Origin of the sequence: Bifidobacterium panos, from assembly GCF_012932445.1 — a bacterium.
GTDB lineage: Bacteria > Actinomycetota > Actinomycetes > Actinomycetales > Bifidobacteriaceae > Bifidobacterium > Bifidobacterium panos.
Genome location: NZ_JAAIIJ010000003.1, coordinates 1 through 17,713, shown reverse-complemented (window position 1 = coordinate 17,713; position 17,713 = coordinate 1). Strand labels below are relative to the sequence as shown.

The 17,713-nt window shown below is 60.6% G+C and carries 9 protein-coding genes and 1 tRNA gene; 8 read left to right on the top strand and 2 right to left on the bottom strand.

The window, feature by feature from the left end; genetic code table 11:
- Window positions 1-183: 183 nt before the first annotated feature.
- From G1C94_RS01330 to G1C94_RS01310, 5 genes are all read left to right on the top strand, one after another.
- The gene (locus G1C94_RS01330) at window positions 184-1,545 is read left to right on the top strand and encodes an ATP-binding protein (RefSeq protein ID WP_172143955.1); all 1,362 of its coding nucleotides are present in this window, start codon (window positions 184-186) and stop codon (window positions 1,543-1,545) included.
- A 225-nt stretch (window positions 1,546-1,770) separates the two neighbouring features.
- The gene (locus tag G1C94_RS01325; protein ID WP_253902258.1) at window positions 1,771-5,781 is read left to right on the top strand and encodes a PD-(D/E)XK nuclease family protein; all 4,011 of its coding nucleotides are present in this window, start codon (window positions 1,771-1,773) and stop codon (window positions 5,779-5,781) included.
- The gene (locus G1C94_RS01320; RefSeq protein WP_172143953.1) at window positions 5,778-9,683 is read left to right on the top strand and encodes an ATP-dependent DNA helicase; all 3,906 of its coding nucleotides are present in this window, start codon (window positions 5,778-5,780) and stop codon (window positions 9,681-9,683) included. The genes G1C94_RS01325 and G1C94_RS01320 overlap by 4 nt, the downstream gene beginning before the upstream one ends.
- 166 nt (window positions 9,684-9,849) lie before the next feature.
- Entirely contained in the window at window positions 9,850-10,527 is a 678-nt protein-coding gene (locus tag G1C94_RS01315; RefSeq protein WP_172143951.1) for a GNAT family N-acetyltransferase, read from the top strand.
- The gene (locus tag G1C94_RS01310) at window positions 10,524-11,822 is read left to right on the top strand and encodes an MFS transporter (protein ID WP_172143949.1); all 1,299 of its coding nucleotides are present in this window, start codon (window positions 10,524-10,526) and stop codon (window positions 11,820-11,822) included. Before G1C94_RS01315 ends, G1C94_RS01310 begins: the two co-directional genes overlap by 4 nt.
- Before the next feature lie 96 nt (window positions 11,823-11,918).
- Here G1C94_RS01310 and G1C94_RS01305 read toward each other — a convergent pair whose 3' ends face one another.
- Window positions 11,919-12,971 (bottom strand): Gfo/Idh/MocA family protein, encoded by a 1,053-nt coding sequence (locus G1C94_RS01305; RefSeq protein WP_172144168.1) that lies wholly within the window; start codon window positions 12,969-12,971, stop codon window positions 11,919-11,921.
- Window positions 12,972-13,280: 309 nt separating this feature from the next.
- Between G1C94_RS01305 and G1C94_RS01300 the strand changes: the two genes are divergently transcribed.
- Both G1C94_RS01300 and G1C94_RS01295 read left to right on the top strand, forming a co-directional pair.
- Window positions 13,281-14,519: an ATP-binding protein gene (locus tag G1C94_RS01300; protein ID WP_216656760.1), complete on the top strand. Its 1,239-nt coding sequence runs from the start codon at window positions 13,281-13,283 to the stop codon at window positions 14,517-14,519.
- Window positions 14,520-14,631: 112 nt separating this feature from the next.
- Complete coding sequence (locus G1C94_RS01295) at window positions 14,632-15,600, top strand: Ppx/GppA phosphatase family protein (RefSeq protein ID WP_172143947.1); 969 nt, start codon at window positions 14,632-14,634, stop codon at window positions 15,598-15,600.
- Window positions 15,601-15,640: 40 nt separating this feature from the next.
- On the opposite strand, the gene G1C94_RS01290 is transcribed toward G1C94_RS01295, so the two are convergent.
- Window positions 15,641-15,713: transfer RNA gene (locus tag G1C94_RS01290), tRNA-Arg, on the bottom strand.
- Window positions 15,714-16,160: 447 nt separating this feature from the next.
- On the opposite strand from G1C94_RS01290, the gene G1C94_RS01285 reads away from it, so the two are divergent.
- On the top strand, window positions 16,161-17,713 hold a 1,553-nt coding region (locus G1C94_RS01285; RefSeq protein WP_172143945.1), incomplete at its 3' end, for a BspA family leucine-rich repeat surface protein.

Genomic DNA, 17,713 nt, shown 5'->3' with positions numbered 1-17,713 from the left:
TTTGGTTCCGCGAAGGCGCGCATCTCGAATGTTCCCCACCGCCGGTCTCGAAGTTCTGCATATCGTGTATATCTCAACCTCTTAAGTTCTGCATATCGTGCATATTCCGGGTATGAAAGTTCTGCATATCGTGTAAAATCAACACTGCGAAGTTCTGCATATCGTGCTCACAAAGGATGTAATATGTTGAAACGCAAGGCTTATGAGCAATTGCTGAAATGGAAGCAACACTCCAAAGGCAAGACCGCCCTGATGCTTGAGGGTGCCCGGCGCGTGGGCAAGAGCACGCTGGTCGCCGAATTTGGCCGCAATGAGTACTCGTCTTGCCTGCTCATTGACTTCTTTCAGGCAACGGATGAAGTGAAGGGCTATTTCAGGGATTATCGCACGGACTTTGACACGCTGTTCCTATATTTGTCAACGTATTACGGCGTCCAGCTGCATGACAGGAACACGCTGGTGGTGTTCGATGAGGTGCAGATGTTTCCCGAGGCGCGTGGCCTGATCAAATATCTCGTGGCCGACGGCAGATACGATTACATCGAGACCGGCTCCCTGCTGTCCATCAAGCAGAACGTTCAGGACATCGTCATTCCCTCGGAGGAGGATTCCCTTGAACTCAATCCGCTGGATTTCGAGGAGTTCCTGTGGGCCATGGGAGAGCAACAGTTGTCCGAACTCATCCGCAGGCAATTCAAGGAGGCGAAACCATTGCCCGATGGGCTGCATCGTCGTGCGATGGGCTTGTTCCGCGAGTACATGCTGGTCGGCGGCATGCCGGAGCCGGTGAGCATATACGTCGAGCAGCGCCAATTCGCGCCGGTCGATGAGAGCAAACGACGCATCGTCAATCTGTATCGCAGCGACGTGGCCCGCTTCGCTCACGGCTACGAGTTCAAAGTCGTCAGCGTGCTGGATGGGCTTGCCGGGCAGCTGTCCAAACATGAGAAACGGTTCCTGCTCAGCTCGCTCGATAAGAACGCGCGAATGCGCAACTACGAGGAAGCCTTCTTCTGGCTGGCCGATGCCCGGATGGCCAATCTGTGTTACGCCTGCGCCGACCCCGCGGTGGGTTTGTCGCTCAATATGAAGCAATCCTCATTGAAATGCTATATGGCGGACACCGGTCTTCTGGTGACATTGGCCTTCTCGGACGGGCGAACCACCGATGAAAACGTATACCGCGCGGTATTGCGTGGTGATATCGGCTTGAACGAGGGAATGCTTACGGAAAACATTGTCGCGCAGATGCTGCGGGCCAACGGCCACAAGCTGTTCTTTTATTCCCGATCCGGGCATGGTGAGGGGGATGAGCGTATGGAAATCGATTTCCTGATTGTTCGTCCGTTCGCGGATGCCGCGATGAAACCGCGGGTCAGCCCGGTCGAAGTGAAATCGCCGCGTCAGTACGGCACCACGTCGCTTGATCGCTTCGCCAAGCGGTTCGGCAGTCGGGTCGGCGAGCAGATTGTGCTGCATCCCAAGCAATTGAAAACAGAACAGGGACGCATCTATTTGCCGCTTTATATGGGATTTTGTTTGTAGGTTCGGTTGAGGCTTGCGCTTGCGTTGGAAAGCAGCGGGGCGTGGCAATCTGAAAATCTGTGATTATTGGTATGTCGGCTCTGGGAACCGCGGAATTGCAGCAAAAGCGCTCTGTCCGGTTTATAGATGCAGGAAGTTATTGCCGTCGGTGCGGCGCGTGTGATGAATCGTGTGCTTGCGGCGGTTTAGGCTTGGAAACAGTCGATGAGAATGGAGTGTTGCCGCATGCTTGACAGGCTGATCGAAGGAGACGACGGTGAAAGCGCGCTGTTGGTGGCGGGGCCGCCCCGATGCGGCAAAACCGAGTTCGCGTATGATGCGCTGATCAAGGGGTTGCGGGCGCTCGGCGGCGAGGCGGCGGTGATGAGCGTGTCCAACCGCACGCTGGCCGGCGAGCTTTCCGACCGGGCGGTTCGCCGGATGGGCGCGTTGGGGCAAGCCCGCCCGGTGACCACACTGTCGGCGCTCGCGTTCCGCGTGATTGCGGCCGAACGTTTCGCGGCGCATGAGTCGGAACCCAAACTGCTCAATGGCGCCGAGCAGGATGCCCTGTTGCGCCAAGTGCTCGCTGCGCATCTCGTGCATGCCCAACGTGGCGAATTGTGCGACGCGTGCCGGCTGTTGCGGGCCTATTTCGCCCAAGATGACTGGGCGCATGCCGCCGCGCCGGCAGCCGACTCTTGCGCTGATGGTTCCACCACGGCGGCGATGTTCGCCAACGGCGTTTCCGGTGCCTTTATCAACCAGTTGCGCGACATGCTCGCTCGCATGGACGAATTGGGTGCCTCGTTCGAGCGCGAAGACGAGCTGCTTGGCAAACTTCACGCCGATTCGTCCGCCGCGCTGATGGGCGGCATCGAGCATTTGGAGACGCAATGGCGGCTCGCGTTCGCATTGCGCCGCGAATATGCCGAGGCCATTCGTGCCGCCTATCCGCGCGAATATCGTCTCGATGCCTCGCGTCTGCTGGTCGAAGGGGCCGACGCGTTGCGGCGCTGTAAAGACCAGGCGCAAAGCCTTGCGCTTCCCGACCTGCTGATCGTCGATGACTTCCAAGACACCACGTTCGCCGGGCTGCGTTTTATCGAGGCACTGCGCCAAGCTGGAACAAGGGTGGTGCTGGTCGGCAACCCCGACGAGGCCGTGCAGACCTTCCGCGGCTCCTACCCGGAATACCTGTTCGCCGAGGCGCAGCGCGGGCCGCTTCGGGCGCGTCTGTTGAAACTTGAGGCGCGTGCCGAGCAAGACGATACACACACCACCTACCGTGACGTGGTGGCCGCCCGCGTCTCGCTGTCGATTCCCTCGCCCGAAGCGGAAACAGCGCCGTTGCCGCAGCGCCCCGGCAAACTGCCGCAAGTCGAGGGAACATTGCCGATTCGGCCTGTCGGGAAAGTCGACGATTCGCTGAACGTTGCCCTATATCGCAGCCCGCGCGAGGAACTTGACGATGTGGTCTGGCGCATCAAACGCGCGCGGCTCGACGGCCGCGCCACATGGAATGACATGGCCGTCATTGCGCACGACAACGCCACCGTGCGCGTGTTCGGCGAGCGTCTGCGCCGCGACGGCGTGCCGGTGCGTTATTCCTCGGTCACCAGGCCTTTGAACAGCGAACCGTTCGTGCAGGGTCTGTTCGCGCTGATCGAGCTGGCGCGTTTGCGCCGTCAAGGGCTGGCCGGCACGTCGATGAGCCTTGCCGAAGTCGGTGCGTTCGCCCGCTTGCGTGTGGCGACGCTGATGAGTTGCCCGTTGATTACCACCGGTGCCAAGCCGGGGGAGGGGACTCCCGCAAGAATCGAAGCCGTCGAATCTGCCATGAATTCGCTCGAATCCCTTGCCAATCTGCAGGATGTGACGCCGGACGCTCTTGATGCCGAGGGGGCAACCGCACTGCCCCAGCTGGTCGCCGCCTGGCATCGGTTGGTCGCCCAAAGAGCGTCCGAGGCGAGCCCAGCTTCCGTGCAGGTGGACGACAGTCTGTTCGATCCGAGCGCCGCGGATGCTTCTTCGTTCGGCACGGCTTGCCAATACGCCATGCTCGCACTGGATGAGCCCCAAGCCCCTGCCGCAGACGCGCTCGCTCTTATCGCGCAGGTGCTCGGTGACAATCCGCAGCTCAAGGCATTCCAGCGCGTGTGGAAGCTGGTCGATAGGGTTGCCAGGGAATCGCGGCGGCTCACCTCCAACGAGCCGCAGTTCACGCTCGCCCTCGCATGGCAAACCACGGGGGTCGCCCTCGCGTGGCAGCGCGCGGCATTGCGTAACACGTCTGAGGGCCGTGCCGCCAACGATCGGCTTGACGTGGCGATGCGTCTGTTCCAATACGCGCAGGACGGTGCGGCCGGCCATGATATCGTCAGCTTCATCGCGCAGGTGAGGGGCATGGAGCTTGAAGCCGATTCGCTGGCGCATGTGGGGCCGATTGAGCAGGCCGTCACGCTCACCACGCCGGCCGGCGCGGCGGGTCGTCACTGGGAGTATGTGTGGATGCCCGCCATACAGCAGGATGTCTGGCCCAATCTCGCCGAACGCGCCACGCTGTTCGGTGGGGAGGATTTGGCCGAAGTCATTCTGCACGGCGGTGTGCAAGCGGCGCAAGCGAACATCGATCCGCGTCTGTCCGCAGTGTTGTCCAGTGAGAAGAAAAGTCTGCTGGTCGCGCTCACCCGCGCCGATCGCACCGTGAATCTAAGCGCCGTGTGGAACGACGACCTGACGCCTTCCGATTTTCTCTACGGCTATCTGCCGGAACAATGCCCGCGCAATCGCGAGCAGATCACGTTCGCGGTGGTGGGCGACGAGAACGCCGGGCTTGACGCCGACCCGCGCGGGCTGGTTGCCGCGGCGCGCGTGCGGCTGGCCCAATATCCTGCCGATTCACCCGAAGGTCAGGATGCCGCAGCCACGCTCGCCTTGCTGTCCGAACATAGCATTGAGGCGGCCGACCCCGGCAACTGGTCGTTCGTCGAGAACCGCGAACAGTCCGGGCAGTCCGGCCAATCCGAAGCGACGCAAGACAACACAGCGGCAGCCCCCGCGGCCACGCTGTCCCCCTCCGCCGTCGACCAACTGTGGGGATGCCCGGTGTGCTGGCTGTTGGAAAACCGCTTCGCCGGCCCCAAAGCAGGCTCCGCCGCCACCAGCTTCGGCACACTGATTCACACGGTGGCCGAGCAAGGCAGCAAGGAGGGGCTTGATCTGCCTGATTTCATGGCCGGCAAAAGCGTCGAGGAACGCATGGCCGCGGCCGTCAGCCGATTGCTTGAGATATATAACGGCCTCAAACCTGATCTGAGCACCATCACCAACCCGCGCGAACGGTATTCCGCCATGCGCAAGGACGATCAGGCCGAAGCGACGCTGGCCAACATCGCTTCCTATTTCGTGCGCAGCAACACCGCCGATTACTTAGGCAAAAACGCCGAAAAGTTCTCCATCGGCACGCTCCAGCAGGCTAGTTGCGAAGAGCAGTTCTCCGCTCGTTTCGACATGGGGGACATCCTCGCGGCCTATAACGCGCTGCCCGGCATGGATTCCATCTCGCGCTCCGATTTGTGTGAGCTGATGGGATTCCTGGTCGGAGGCTGGCCCGAAGGCATGCGCGAGGATCTGGTGGTGCGACTTTCCGGGCGCATCGACCGCAAGGAGACGCGGCTGCTGGAGGACGGCACTCTTGTCACGCGGCTGATTGACTACAAAACCGGGCGGGTGCCTTCCGTCAGGCAGATTGTCAACGATTTGCAGTTGGTGTGTTATCAGCTCGGGCTGGCATTCCCCGAACAAGGTGAGCGTGAGGCTTGCCCGCAGGTCACTCAGAGCGCCCTGTTCCATGTGGGGCACAAGGCTTCCCCGGCTGAAAGCTACGCGCCGGAAGGGTTGTTCCAACCGCCGCTGTTCACCGGCGCAAGTCTGAACTTGCAAGCCTTCACGGTGCGCGACCACTACAGGAACCCGCTCGCCATGCTCGACATCGCGCCGCTTGAGGCGAGCAAGCCCGGCGAACTGGCCCATCTCGATGATGATGTTTGGCGACTGTTCATGGCCCTCAACGGCACGCAGGCTTTGTGGTCGCTGACTATGATCGCCCGCGTGTTCTATGCCGCGGCCGCCAGCCGCGCCGAACGGCTCGAAGCGCATCCCACCGCCGAACATCTTGGGTCTTGCCGCATGAACGCCGTCTGTCCGGCGTGCGCAGGGCAAATAGACACTGTGTTTGAAACGAGGCAAGCATGAACAACGCACCCATCGACAGCCCCGAGCAGGCGGCGGTCATCACCGCCCCCGAAAACGACGATGTGCTCGTCGTCGCCGGCGCGGGCTCGGGCAAAACCTACACCATGACCCGCCGCATCGTCGCGCTGATCGAGCGCGGCGTGGCCCCCGAACGCATCCTCGGTCTTACGTTCACGCGCAAAGCCGCGGGCGAACTGCTCTCGCGCGTCGCCGGCGCAGTGCTTGGCGAAAGCGTTGGCGAGGGCGAAGGCGAGAGCACGGACCGCCTGTTCCTCAAACCGGAAGTGTCCACATACGACGCATTCTTCCAATCCATCGTGCGCCAATACGGGCTGCTCGTCGGCTTCGACCAGAACACGCAGCCATTGAGCGAAGCCGGCGCATTGCAACTGGTCACCGAGGTGATCGACCGGAATATGGGCGAGCTGCGCGGCCAGGATCTCGGCGCGTTTTCCACGCTCGCCCGGCAGGTGCTCAGCCTGTGCGACGCAATCGGCAGCGCCATGATCGGCGGCGACGTCACCGACATGGACCAGGCCATCGCCCGCGTGCGCGCATGGGATGATGCGTTCATCAACCAGGTGCGCACGGCCATCGGCAGCGAAACCGTGCCCGAAGAAGCGCCCACCATCGGCAAGCCGCCGCGGCGCACCAAAAAAGACACGGATGACACCTGGGCCGCCAAACTCAGCGAATACCGCGAAAAACTGCACAATCAGTGCGTATTCAACTGTGCGAACCTTCTCGCCGTGGCCGAACGGCGCGAACTGCTGCTGAACCTTGTCGAGCAATACGCAACGGAAAAGCGCCGGCTCAATATGGCCGAATTTTCCGACTTCACCATCGCCGCCTACCAGCTCGTCACCCGATTCCCCTCCATCGGCGAGCGCTACCGCAAACGCTTCAGTCATGTGCTGCTGGACGAATATCAGGACACCTCCACCACCCAAGCCGCGCTGCTCGCCACGCTGTTCGCCGCGCGGGGCACCGCCGTGGGCGCGGTGGGCGACCCCTTCCAGTCGATCTATGCATGGCGCGGGGCCAGCCCGGGCGCGTTCCGCATGTTCCAGCAGAGCTTCCATCTGCCCGCCGATGCCAAGCCCTATCCGCTGAGCGTCACCCGCCGCAACTCCAAGCTGGTGCTCGAAGCGGCCAACAACCTCACCCTGCCGTTGCGCCAATCGCCTCGACGCGCGGGCAGTTCGCTGATGCGCGAAGTGGACGTGACGGCCTTAAGCGCATTGCCCGAGGCGCCGCAAGGCACCGTCGGCGTGCTCGGATACGACACGCTCGGCCAGGAAGTCGACGGCGTGGTGCGTTTCTGCCGCGAAGCCATCGCGCGCAACAGCGCTCCCGAAAGCGGGCACAAAGGCAGCGTCGCGGTGCTGTTCCGCTCCAAAACCACGATGCCCGCTTTCCAGCAGGCGCTTGAGCAAGCCGGGCTGACCACCATGGTCGTCGGATATTCCGCCATGCTTTCCCGCCCGGAAATCCGCGACATTCTCGCGCTGCTGCATGTCGCCGCGGACCACACCGATTCCGCTTCGCTGATGCGACTGCTCGCCACCCCGCGTTTCCATCTCGATGCCAACGCACTCACCGCCCTCGCGTCCCTTGCACAGCGGTTGAACGTGGAAGCCCAATATCGCGCGCTGGTTGTGGCGGGATTGGTGTCCGCCGACGCGGATCGCAAGCAGTGGGATGCGCTGGTGCGCGAACATCGTGACGAAGTGGTCAACAGCGTGTTCCTGCCCGATGTGCTGATGCGCGAGGATCTTGAGGAGCAACTGGGCCTTCAGAGCGCCCTGGGCAAGGCGGACAGGCTCACGGTGTTGCATGCCGGGCGAATGTTGCGGCAGGTGTGTGACGCGACAGGCCGCCCGCTAGCAGACGTGGTGCGCACCGCCGCCGAGGCGCTCGATTTGGACATCGACATGGTGCTCGCCCAAGCGTTCAACAACGCCGAAACGCCCGTCAATCCCACACTCGCCCGCACCCCGGTGAACACCGTCATCGATTTGGTCGACACCTATACCTCGGAAATCTCGCTCGGCACTTCGCCCACCTTGCGCGGATTCATGGCATGGGTGGATCAGTTGGGCAGCATCGAGGACGAAACCTCCACGCTGAACGCCGATTCCGGCACCGATGTGGAACTGATGACGGTGCACCAGTCCAAAGGACTTGAATGGGACGCCGTCGCCGTGGTCGGTCTCAAAGCCGGGGCGTTCCCCAGCAACCAGGGCGACCATCTGGCGGTCAAGCTCGACGACAATCACCCTGGTGGCATGCAGGATGGCTCGTGGGCGGCACCTGAATATCGCGAGACGGCCCGAACATGGCTTGCCGACCCGGCCGCCGTGCCGGTGCCGGTTCGCGCGGACGCCGACATTCTGCCGCGTTTCCCGCACGATGCGCCGGCCCAAGACGACCCGATCGAGGCGTTGCATGCGCTTGAGGACATCGAACTCATCGACGACGAAGTCTACGGCTCGCTGCGCCAATGCGGCGACGATGTGGACGAAGTCGACCCCGACACCTGGTATTTGACTCAGGAAGAGGAATATGGCCGCCGTCTGCACGCCGACGAACGCCGTCTGGTATATGTGGCACTGACCCGCGCCAGAAACGACGCGCTGCTGACCTACAGCCGCACCAGTGAGCCGGGGCGCGACCCGCGTGTGCTGCCCGAGAAGCACCGTGAAGCCGCCCCCTCGAACTTCTGGCTCGAAGTGCATGATTCGCTGTGCTCCCATAGCGATGTGGCAAGCAACCCAAGCAATCTGCCCGCCGAAGAGGGGGAGCAGCCCGAGATCCCCCTGCCGAGCGGATATTTCGCGGGGGAGCGCGCGCAATGTTACGAGAACGCGGTGGTGGGCGAGGCTTGGCTTGCCGACATCGAGACAAGCGAAGGCGAAACCGCCCTCGCGTGGCCGTCCCATGTAAGCGAACGTGTCGCCAGTCGTTTGGCATCCAGCGCCGATGCGGTGCGCCGGGCCTCCTGCTCCGACACGGAGTCGGCGTTGGGCTCGGGTTCGTTGCTCGACAAGGCTCGTCTGCTCGTTGCCGACGACGATTTGATGACGGGCGTTTTGCAAGGCGAGGCCTTGGATGAGGCCGTCAAAGCCAAAGCCCAGCGCATCCTTGAGTCCTCACGCCAAAGCGTCACCAGCTTGCAGGCCGGCGCGGGCGGCATGAGCGAGCGTGAGGAGCGCGGCTACTGGCGTTCCATCATCCGTCCCATTCCCTCGGTGGCTTCGCCCGCCGCATCGGCCGGCACTCAATTCCACGCCTGGGCCGAGCGTTTCTTCGATGCCGAACTGAACGAGCAAACGCGGCAATCCTTCTCGCGCAAGGCCATGCTAGGCGAACTCGCCGAACAGGTTGAACAAGCGAAGCAAGCCGAGAACCAAGCCGAAAGGCAAACCCAGAGCCAAACCGAGAGCCAATCCGATTCGAGCGATGCGCAGCAAATGCTCGCCTGGAAACAGCGCCTCGCCGCATCCCCTTGGGCCAAGCGCACCCCGGCGTGGGTGGAGCGCCAAATCGTGGTGTCCATCCCCGAACTGAACGGCCAAGTCGTCAACGGCAAACTCGACGCCGTGTTCGTCGGCGGCCTCGACCCGAACGACAACACGAAGCGCTTCACCATCGTCGACTGGAAAACTGGCCGCCGCCCGCGCAAAAGCGAAGATATCACCCGCAAACTCGTGCAGCTCGACCTCTACAGGCTTCTGCTGTCGGCGATTGAGGGCGTGCCTCTGGAAAGTATCGACACCGCTCTCTACTATGTGAGTGAGCCCGACGAGCAGTTGCGCCAACTGCAAGCCGAGCCGAAAACACAACAAGACATCATTGCCGAGTTGAGCTCCGGGCCTCCCGAGCCATCCGATGACGACTAAGCCGAACAACCCCGCGCGATAAGGCAATCGCCGCAACGCGGGGCGCATGGCTGCAACACGGCTGAAACGCGCCGTGGCCGCATCGGAGGGAACCGCGACCCTCGTGCGCGCATGTGTGGGCGGGCGCACGTGCCGAACGATAAGTATTAAAGGAGTATGAAGCATCATGGCTGCGTTCAACACCGCAACCAAAGCAACCGCCAACGGCGTCACCTACCGCCCCCTCGAGTGGAGCGACCTGGACGCCATCGTCGAAGAGTTCGATTGCACATGGGGTGAAACCGGTTCCCTCAGCCGCGATCTTTCCCAACGATTGTCGCGTCATTTCACCCTGCATTACCTTGAGCCCGCCACGCGCGCCGAAGTCGCCGTAGACGAGGAAAGCGGCTCGTTCATGGGCGTCACGCTGTCGCGCGTCGTCGGCCAGCCGGTGCTGTTCGATCAGGTGCCGCAAGCGCTCGCCGAGGTGGACGGCCAGCTTGGTTCCACCGCCGCCGGCACGCGCGCATTGAGCCTGACCAACGGCTGGCATGATCTGGAGCGTCGCATGGAAAGCGTTCTCGGCATCAACGCGCACACTCAGGCCGAATTGGAGCTGTTCCTCGTCGCGAGGGCCGCACGAGGCCGCGGCGTGGGCGGTACCTTGTGGCGGCGGCTGCTCGCGTCCTTCGCAAGCCAAGGCGTCGAACGCTACTATCTGCACACCGATTCCGGTTGCGACGTGAGCTTTTACGACCATCAGGGCCTGAATCGCGTGGCCGAACGATACGCCAAAGACCACCCGGACGAGCCGGTGCCCGATGACGCCGACCTGTTCATCTACGCGGGGGAGGTGACCCGATGAGCAACAAGCAGTCTCAATCCTCATATTCTCAGCTGTTCCGCATCCCCGGCACCAAGGCGTTCTGCCTCTCCGGCGCGCTGGCCCGCCTGCCGATGTCCATGATGAGCTTGGGTATTGTGCTTGCGTTGAACCACATATACAACAATTGGACGATCGCCGGCACCATGAGCGCCGCCTACGTGTTCGCCGTGGCCATCGTCACACCGCTGTACGCACGCCTGTTCGACCGCTTCGGGCAGCGCCGCGTCGGTCGTCTCGCGCTCTCGGCGCAGGTAGTCGCGATGCTGTTGTTCGCGTTCGGCGCCTTGGTTCGCGTGCCGATTGGGCTGCTGTTCGTGCTCGCCATCATGATGGGGCTCACCCAGTTTGCGTTCGGCGCTTTGGTACGCACGCGCTGGGCCTACGCCTTGCGCGGCGTGGACGGGGAAGAGGCACTGCTCAACACAGCCTACGCGCTGGAAGCCGCCATCGACGAGATAGTGTTCATTCTGGGGCCGATTTTGGCCGCCTGGCTCGCCACCTCGGTGCACCCGGTCAGCCAGCTGTTCGTGCCGACGATCGCGTGCGCGCTGGGCGGAACGGTGTTCTTCCACTTGAAGTCCACGCAGCCGCCGGCCATGATCGAGCAAATCGACGTCACCCAGAGCGGCCAGGAGTTGGCGCGCGAGGGCGAGCAGTCCAACCGATTCAGCCTGCGCCAGTTGCGCTCCGGCAGGCCCAGAGCCAAAAGCGCGCTGCTCTATGCCGGCGTGTTGCCCGTGCTGGCGGTGTTCGTGGTGTTCAATATGAGCTTCACCGCGTTCGACGTGTCGATCACCGCCACCATCAAGGCGATGGGCCTGGAGCAGTTCCTCGGGTTGCAGTTGGCGATGTTTGCGGTCGGTTCGTGCATCGGCGCGGTGATTTTCGGCTCGCACCAGTTCAAGGGCTCGCATTGGGGGCACATGGTGCTGTTTCTGTGCCTGCTTACCGCCGGTTATGTCGGCTTCCGCTTGGCGATGGACAACCTGCTCTTGCTCGGTGCCCTCGAAGTGGTGACGGGCTTGTTCGTCTCGCCCCTGCTCACCACGGGCAATCTGGTGGTCAAGGAACTGGTGCCTGTCGAAAGCCTGACGGAAGGCTTGAGCTGGGTGAACACGGCAGGCACGGTTGGTGCTTCGATGGGCTCGTTAGTGGCCGGCGTCGTGCTTGACCAGGCCGGCGCTCATGTCGGCATGGTGCTGCCGTTCTGCTTCACCGCCTGCGCCGTCCCGCTCGCCTTGCTCGGCTGGGCTCTGTCACGCAAACGCGCCTGAGCATTCACGCCTGAACGTTCGTGGGCGAGCGTCCGTGAACGCTCGCCCACGGGCGACCCGAGAATCACTGAATCACAAAATCACAAAACCACCGAATCACTCAAACGGGTACTTCAGCCCCCAGCGCCCGCGAATCTCGTCCATGAGCTCCATGATGCGCAAGGTGTCGGCGTGTGGCATCTCGGGGCATTCGCCGCGGCCATCAAGCAGGGCATTGGCCGCGGCCGCCACCTCATACTCATAGCCGGTCAGCTGTGCGGGCACGTCGATATGGCGGCGCAGCTTGTGATCAAGTCCATACACGTCGATGCCCTCGGGATTGTTGATATTCGTCACCACGGCATAGCCCTCGGTGCCATAGATGCAACCGAACCGGTCGGACGCCGCCACCGCCGAGCTGGTCGCCGTGGCCATCAAGCCGTCCCCATACACCAGCGTGGTCGAGTTCGAAGCGTCCACGCCGGTCGCAAACGGCGTCATCGTGGTGTCGAGACGCTCGATGGCGCGCCCGTGGTCGGCACCCACCGCCATATCGATGAAGTTCAGCGCATACACGCCCACATCCAGGAGCGCCCCGCCGGCCAAAGCGGGGTCGGTGATGCGTGCCTTGCCGTCCACGGCATAGCTCAAATCGGCGCGCACGGCCTTCACCTCGCCCAGCTCACCGCCGTCCACCAGCTCGTTGATAATCGCCCGGCTCGGCTGGTAGCGCGTCCAGATCGCCTCGGTGGCGAGCATCCCCGTCTTCTCGGCGGTCTCGATCAGCTCGCGCGCCTGCCTCGCGTTCGCGGTGAACGCCTTCTCCACCAGCACGTTCCTGCCCGCCTGCATACACATGATTGACTGTTCGGCGTGCAGATTGTGCGGCGTGGCGATATACACCAAGTCCACATTCTCGTCCCCGGCCAGCGCCTCATAGGAGCCATAGGCCTTGTCCAGCCCGTATTGAGCCGCGAATGTCTCGGCGCGCTCGCCGTCCCGCGCCGCCACCGCATAAGGGTGAATCCAGCTGGCATACCGCGGGTCGCTCGCCATCTTCACCAACGTGTCGGCCATCGTGTGAGCAATGCGCCCAGCCCCCAGAATCGCGACATTCACCTGCTCGCCATTCGCCAGCGCCTCGGCGCGCCTGCCATTCAACCTGCCCATCATTCCTCCTCGAATACGGCTCTTGTAATGCAGCTCTTGTAAGACACTGCCATCATAGGGTCATCCATATACCGTCCCTGCCGTTCCCGGCCGCATAAACTCCGTGATGTTGCCGCAAGCGACCCGCTGAAAACCCAATGTGCCACTGAAGCCACTGGGCACCGGAGCAACAAACGTTTTGGCTGTAGCGTACAGACAGTCCCGTTCTTTGCGCCGCTTCCCCGCCACTACAGGTGAAGATAGAACCGAAAAAACTGCCATATTTTGATAGTTTTTCTGAAATCTCAGTAAAAACTATCGATTATCTAAATGTTTTTGGGTTATCCTAATGGCAGAGAGGTAATGAATATGATTGTTAGACCCTATTATCTGGACATACTGAAAACCTACCGAGAAGTTCCGCTGGTGAAGATTCTCTCTGGAATCCGCCGCTGCGGAAAATCGACCATTTTGGACATGCTGCAAGACGACCTGATCAACAGCGGCATCCCTGCTGATCATGTGATCTATATGCGCTATAGCTCGCAAGAGCTGGACGATGGCATGACCGCCAAGCAAATGTACCGCGATATAAAAGGCAAAATGGCTGACGGCCAGCACTACTATCTTTTGCTGGACGAGGTGCAGGAGGTCGGCGGATGGGAGAAGACGGTCAACAGTCTGTTGGAGGGGACCAACACGGATATCTATGTGACCGGCTCCAACTCCAAGCTGATGTCCAGCGAAATATCCACCTATCTAACAGGGCGCTATATCTCCATCCCGGTTTTCACATTGTCCTTTGCGGAATATCTGGAGTTCAAAAAGGAAAGCGGCCGCACGCCCAAAGAGCTTCTGAACAACTACATCCGCACGGGCGGGTTCCCCATCGTCGCCCTTGGAAACTTCGATGAGCGCTCGTCCTATCAGATCGTTGAGGGAATTTATGATTCCGTCATCACCAGTGACATCACCAAACGGCACAATATCACCAACTTTGGTTTGTTCAACCGTGTGGTTAAGTATGTCATTGAAAATGTCGGCAAGACTTTTTCCGCCAATGCCATCGTGAAATTCATGAAAAACGAGGGGCGTTCCCTCTCGGTGGAGTCTGTGTATAACTATCTGGAATGGCTGGAAAAGGCTTTCGTGATCTACCGCTGTCAGCGGTACGACATGCAGGGCAAAACCGTTCTGAAAACGCAGGAGAAATTCTACCTTGCGGATGCTTCCCTGAAATACTGCATGATGGGGTTTAACCCGAAGTCCGTCGCCGCCATGCTGGAAAACATCGTGTATTTTGAGCTTCGTCGAAAAGGCTACGATGCGTATATCGGCAAGAACGCAAGCAAGGAGATTGACTTCGTGGCCGTGCGGCGTGATGAGCGCATTTATGTGCAGGTGTGCCGCAATATGCCGGAGGAATCAGACAGGGAAATCGCCAACCTGCTTGAAATCAAAGATCACTACCCGAAATATGTGGTGACGCTGGACGAGCTTGCCACAGGCAACATTAACGGGGTCAAGATCATGCATCTCGCGGACTTCCTGCTGAGCGAGGATTTTTAGCAAAAGCCATAGGGTCATCCATATACCGTCCCTGCCGCGCCAGGCCGTATGAACTCCGCGGCGCCAGCGCCATCCCACCAATAGGGGTGTGCGCAGTGCTAGGGTCATATTCATGGCCAATCTTCATTCGCAAGCCACCCGTCTAGGGGTGCTCGATATCGGATCCAACACCGTCCACATGCTGATTGTCGACGCGGCTCTCGGCGCGCGTCCCGACCCCGAGGCGAGCGTGAAAAGCACCGTGCGCCTCATGCAATATCTCAAAGAGGACGGTTCCATCAAGAAGTCCGGCGTCGAAGCGTTGCTTCAGGCCGTCGACAAGGGCATGCATCTCGCTGAGGAGTACGAGATCACGCAGTTGCTCGCCATGGCCACCAGCGCCATTCGCGAGGCACCGAATGGCAACAAGGTGCTCCATAAAATCGAGGAGCGCATCGGCCAGGGCGTGACGGTGCTGTCCGGCGCTGATGAGGCTCGGCTCACGTTCCTTGCCGCGCGCCGCTGGTATGGGTGGGATGCCGGTCGCCTGCTCATGCTTGACATCGGTGGCGGTTCGTTGGAAGTGGCGATGGGCTCGGATGAGGAGCCGACCGTGGCATTGTCGGTGCCTGCGGGCGCGGGCCGCATCACCACTGAGTTTCTGCCCGAAGGCGTCGCCACCGCTGAGGAACTGGTGAAGGTGCGCAAGCAGGTGCGCAAGGTGATCGAGCCGATGGTCGAGGCTTTCCCATCGTCCAAGCATCCGAACCATGCGGTCGGCACATCGAAGACCTTCCGTTCCCTCGCTCGTCTCGCTGGTGCGGTGTTGCGTCAGCCGGGTCGTGAGGATACGAAGATCATGACTCTCGATCAGTTGGAGGATTGGATTCCCAGGCTGGCTGCGATTTCGCCGCAACAGCGTGTGGCTCTGCCTGGCATTACCCAAGAGCGCACGATGCAGATCGTCGGTGGCGCGGTGGTTGCCGCCGAAATCATGAGGGCGTTGAATGTCGAGGAAATCGAAATCTGCCCGTGGGCGTTGCGAGAGGGTGCGATTCTGCGCTGGCTCGACCAATTCGGCCGCACCCGCTTGGGTTTCTGACACTTGCGGAGCCGCGTATCTGCGCTTTGAGACTCAGATGTGCCCCAGATAGGAATCGAACCTACGACACCATCTTTAGGAGAGATGTGCTCTATCCACTGAGCTACTGGGGCAACAGCGTTTCAGTATAACATACAGCGGCGAAGAGCCCCGTGGGCTGTTCGTTTCAATAGCATAAGGACAACGCCGGTTGACGGTAATACGGTAATGATCCCGCCCGTGCCATCCGTAACATCCCGCCAACGGAACAAGGCCGTTGCGAGTGCGTCTCAAGTCGCGGTGCCCATCCATCCCGTTTTGAATGTGCGCCTTATACCACTATCCAGTTCAATCCTCTGTAGCGACACACCGAGGGTGATATATTCCCTCCATTGGTATGGTGCGGTTCTCGCCTGTTTTCGTCGGTTCGTCCCGGATTGGCTTGTCTCAGGGGGGGGGAATCTTTGTGCTGATAAGGTTTGTGCACTCAAGGAAGAGCGGCCAAGGCTGGCCGTCCGCGGGTGTGCAGTTTTCCTTTAACGACGTTGGTAGGAGAAACCTACCTAAAGGAGTTGAATGCAATGAGACATGCAGTAGTTAAGGCCCCGTCCGGGCGCCGCGGCAGACCCGTGAAGGCGCTGGCGTTCCTACTGGCGGTGGCGATGATGGCCGTATTGGCTCCCATGGGGTTCATGCCCGCCCAAGCTGAAGCGGTGTCGGGCACGCTGCGCAACAACAATGGCTTGGTTCTTGATCCCAGTATCAATAGGTCCCAGGTTCGCAGCATTACGTTCCAGAGTGGCCTGCCCGATGCGTACAAGAAGACGTGTTGGGATGCCGGCGAGGATGTGAACGGTGATGACGGCGTTTCCGTGCGGGGCTGCGCGACTGCGGTCACTGTTGATGGCAACACCATGTATGACGTGGTGTATGGCGCAAACAACGCATACCCCAGCTTCCCGAAGGATTCGTCCTACCTGTTCTCGTCGAATGATTCCTCTTCTTGGTTCACTGGTCTTGTCTCCATCAATGGTCTCAGCCAGATCAGCACGTCGAACGTGACGAACATGTGGTCCATGTTCCAAGGTTGCTTGTCGTTGACCGAGTTGGATGTGTCCGGTTTCAACACGTCGAACGTGACGAGCATGGGCCAGATGTTTGCGGCTTGTTCGAAGTTAACGTCGCTGAATTTGTCCGGGTGGGACACGTCGAAGGTGACGGAAATGGACAGCATGTTCCAGGGTTGTTCGGGGTTGACGAAGTTGGATGTGTCCGGTTTCGTTACATCGAAGGTCACGAACATGTACGGCATGTTCTCTGGTTGTTCGGGGTTGACGGAGTTGGATTTGTCGAGTTTCAACACGCGGAACGTGACGAGCTGCACATACATGCTTTCCGGTCTCTCCAATCTTCAGGAGTTGACGCTGGGTGCGAAGTTCAATTTGAAGCTCTCTGAGTGCACTCTTGGCAGTCCTGATGCTAAGGCTGAGGCACCTTCGGGATATGTGAATATCGGTAAGTGGCGGAATGGGACGACGGGTGATGTGTATGAGTCTCCATCGGATATTCCGACGCCTCCTACCGGGATGGTGACGTATACGCCGTTCGCTCCCGAGTATACGGTGGAGTTTGATGCGAATGCGGCGGATGCGTCGGGCTCGATGGATCCCCAGAAGATCGCGCCCGGTGCGGGTCAGAAGCTGTCCCCGAACAAGTTCTCTCGTGAGGGTTATTCGTTTGCCGGGTGGAATACGAAGCGTGACGGCAAGGGTGTCTATTACGATGATGAGGCCGTGATGAACCGGACGGCTGCGGATGGCTTGACGGTGAACCTGTATGCCCAGTGGACCGCCAAAGAAAATAATAAGGTATCGTTCAACGTGACCTCGGATGGCGTGCTGGCCGATGGTGTGAAGACCCAGTTGACGGTGACGACCGACACGGAGCTGAAGAAAGCGGCTGGTTATAAGCAGCCTGATGTGACGGCGATTGCGGGCAAGAAGTTCTTGGGCTGGCAGCTTGGTAAGGACGGTCCGGTGTATCAGCCTGATCAGATTGGGGATTTGACGGTCAAGTCGGATGTGACGTTCACGGCTAAGTATGAGGATTTGCCTAATGTGGAGGTGCATTTCAA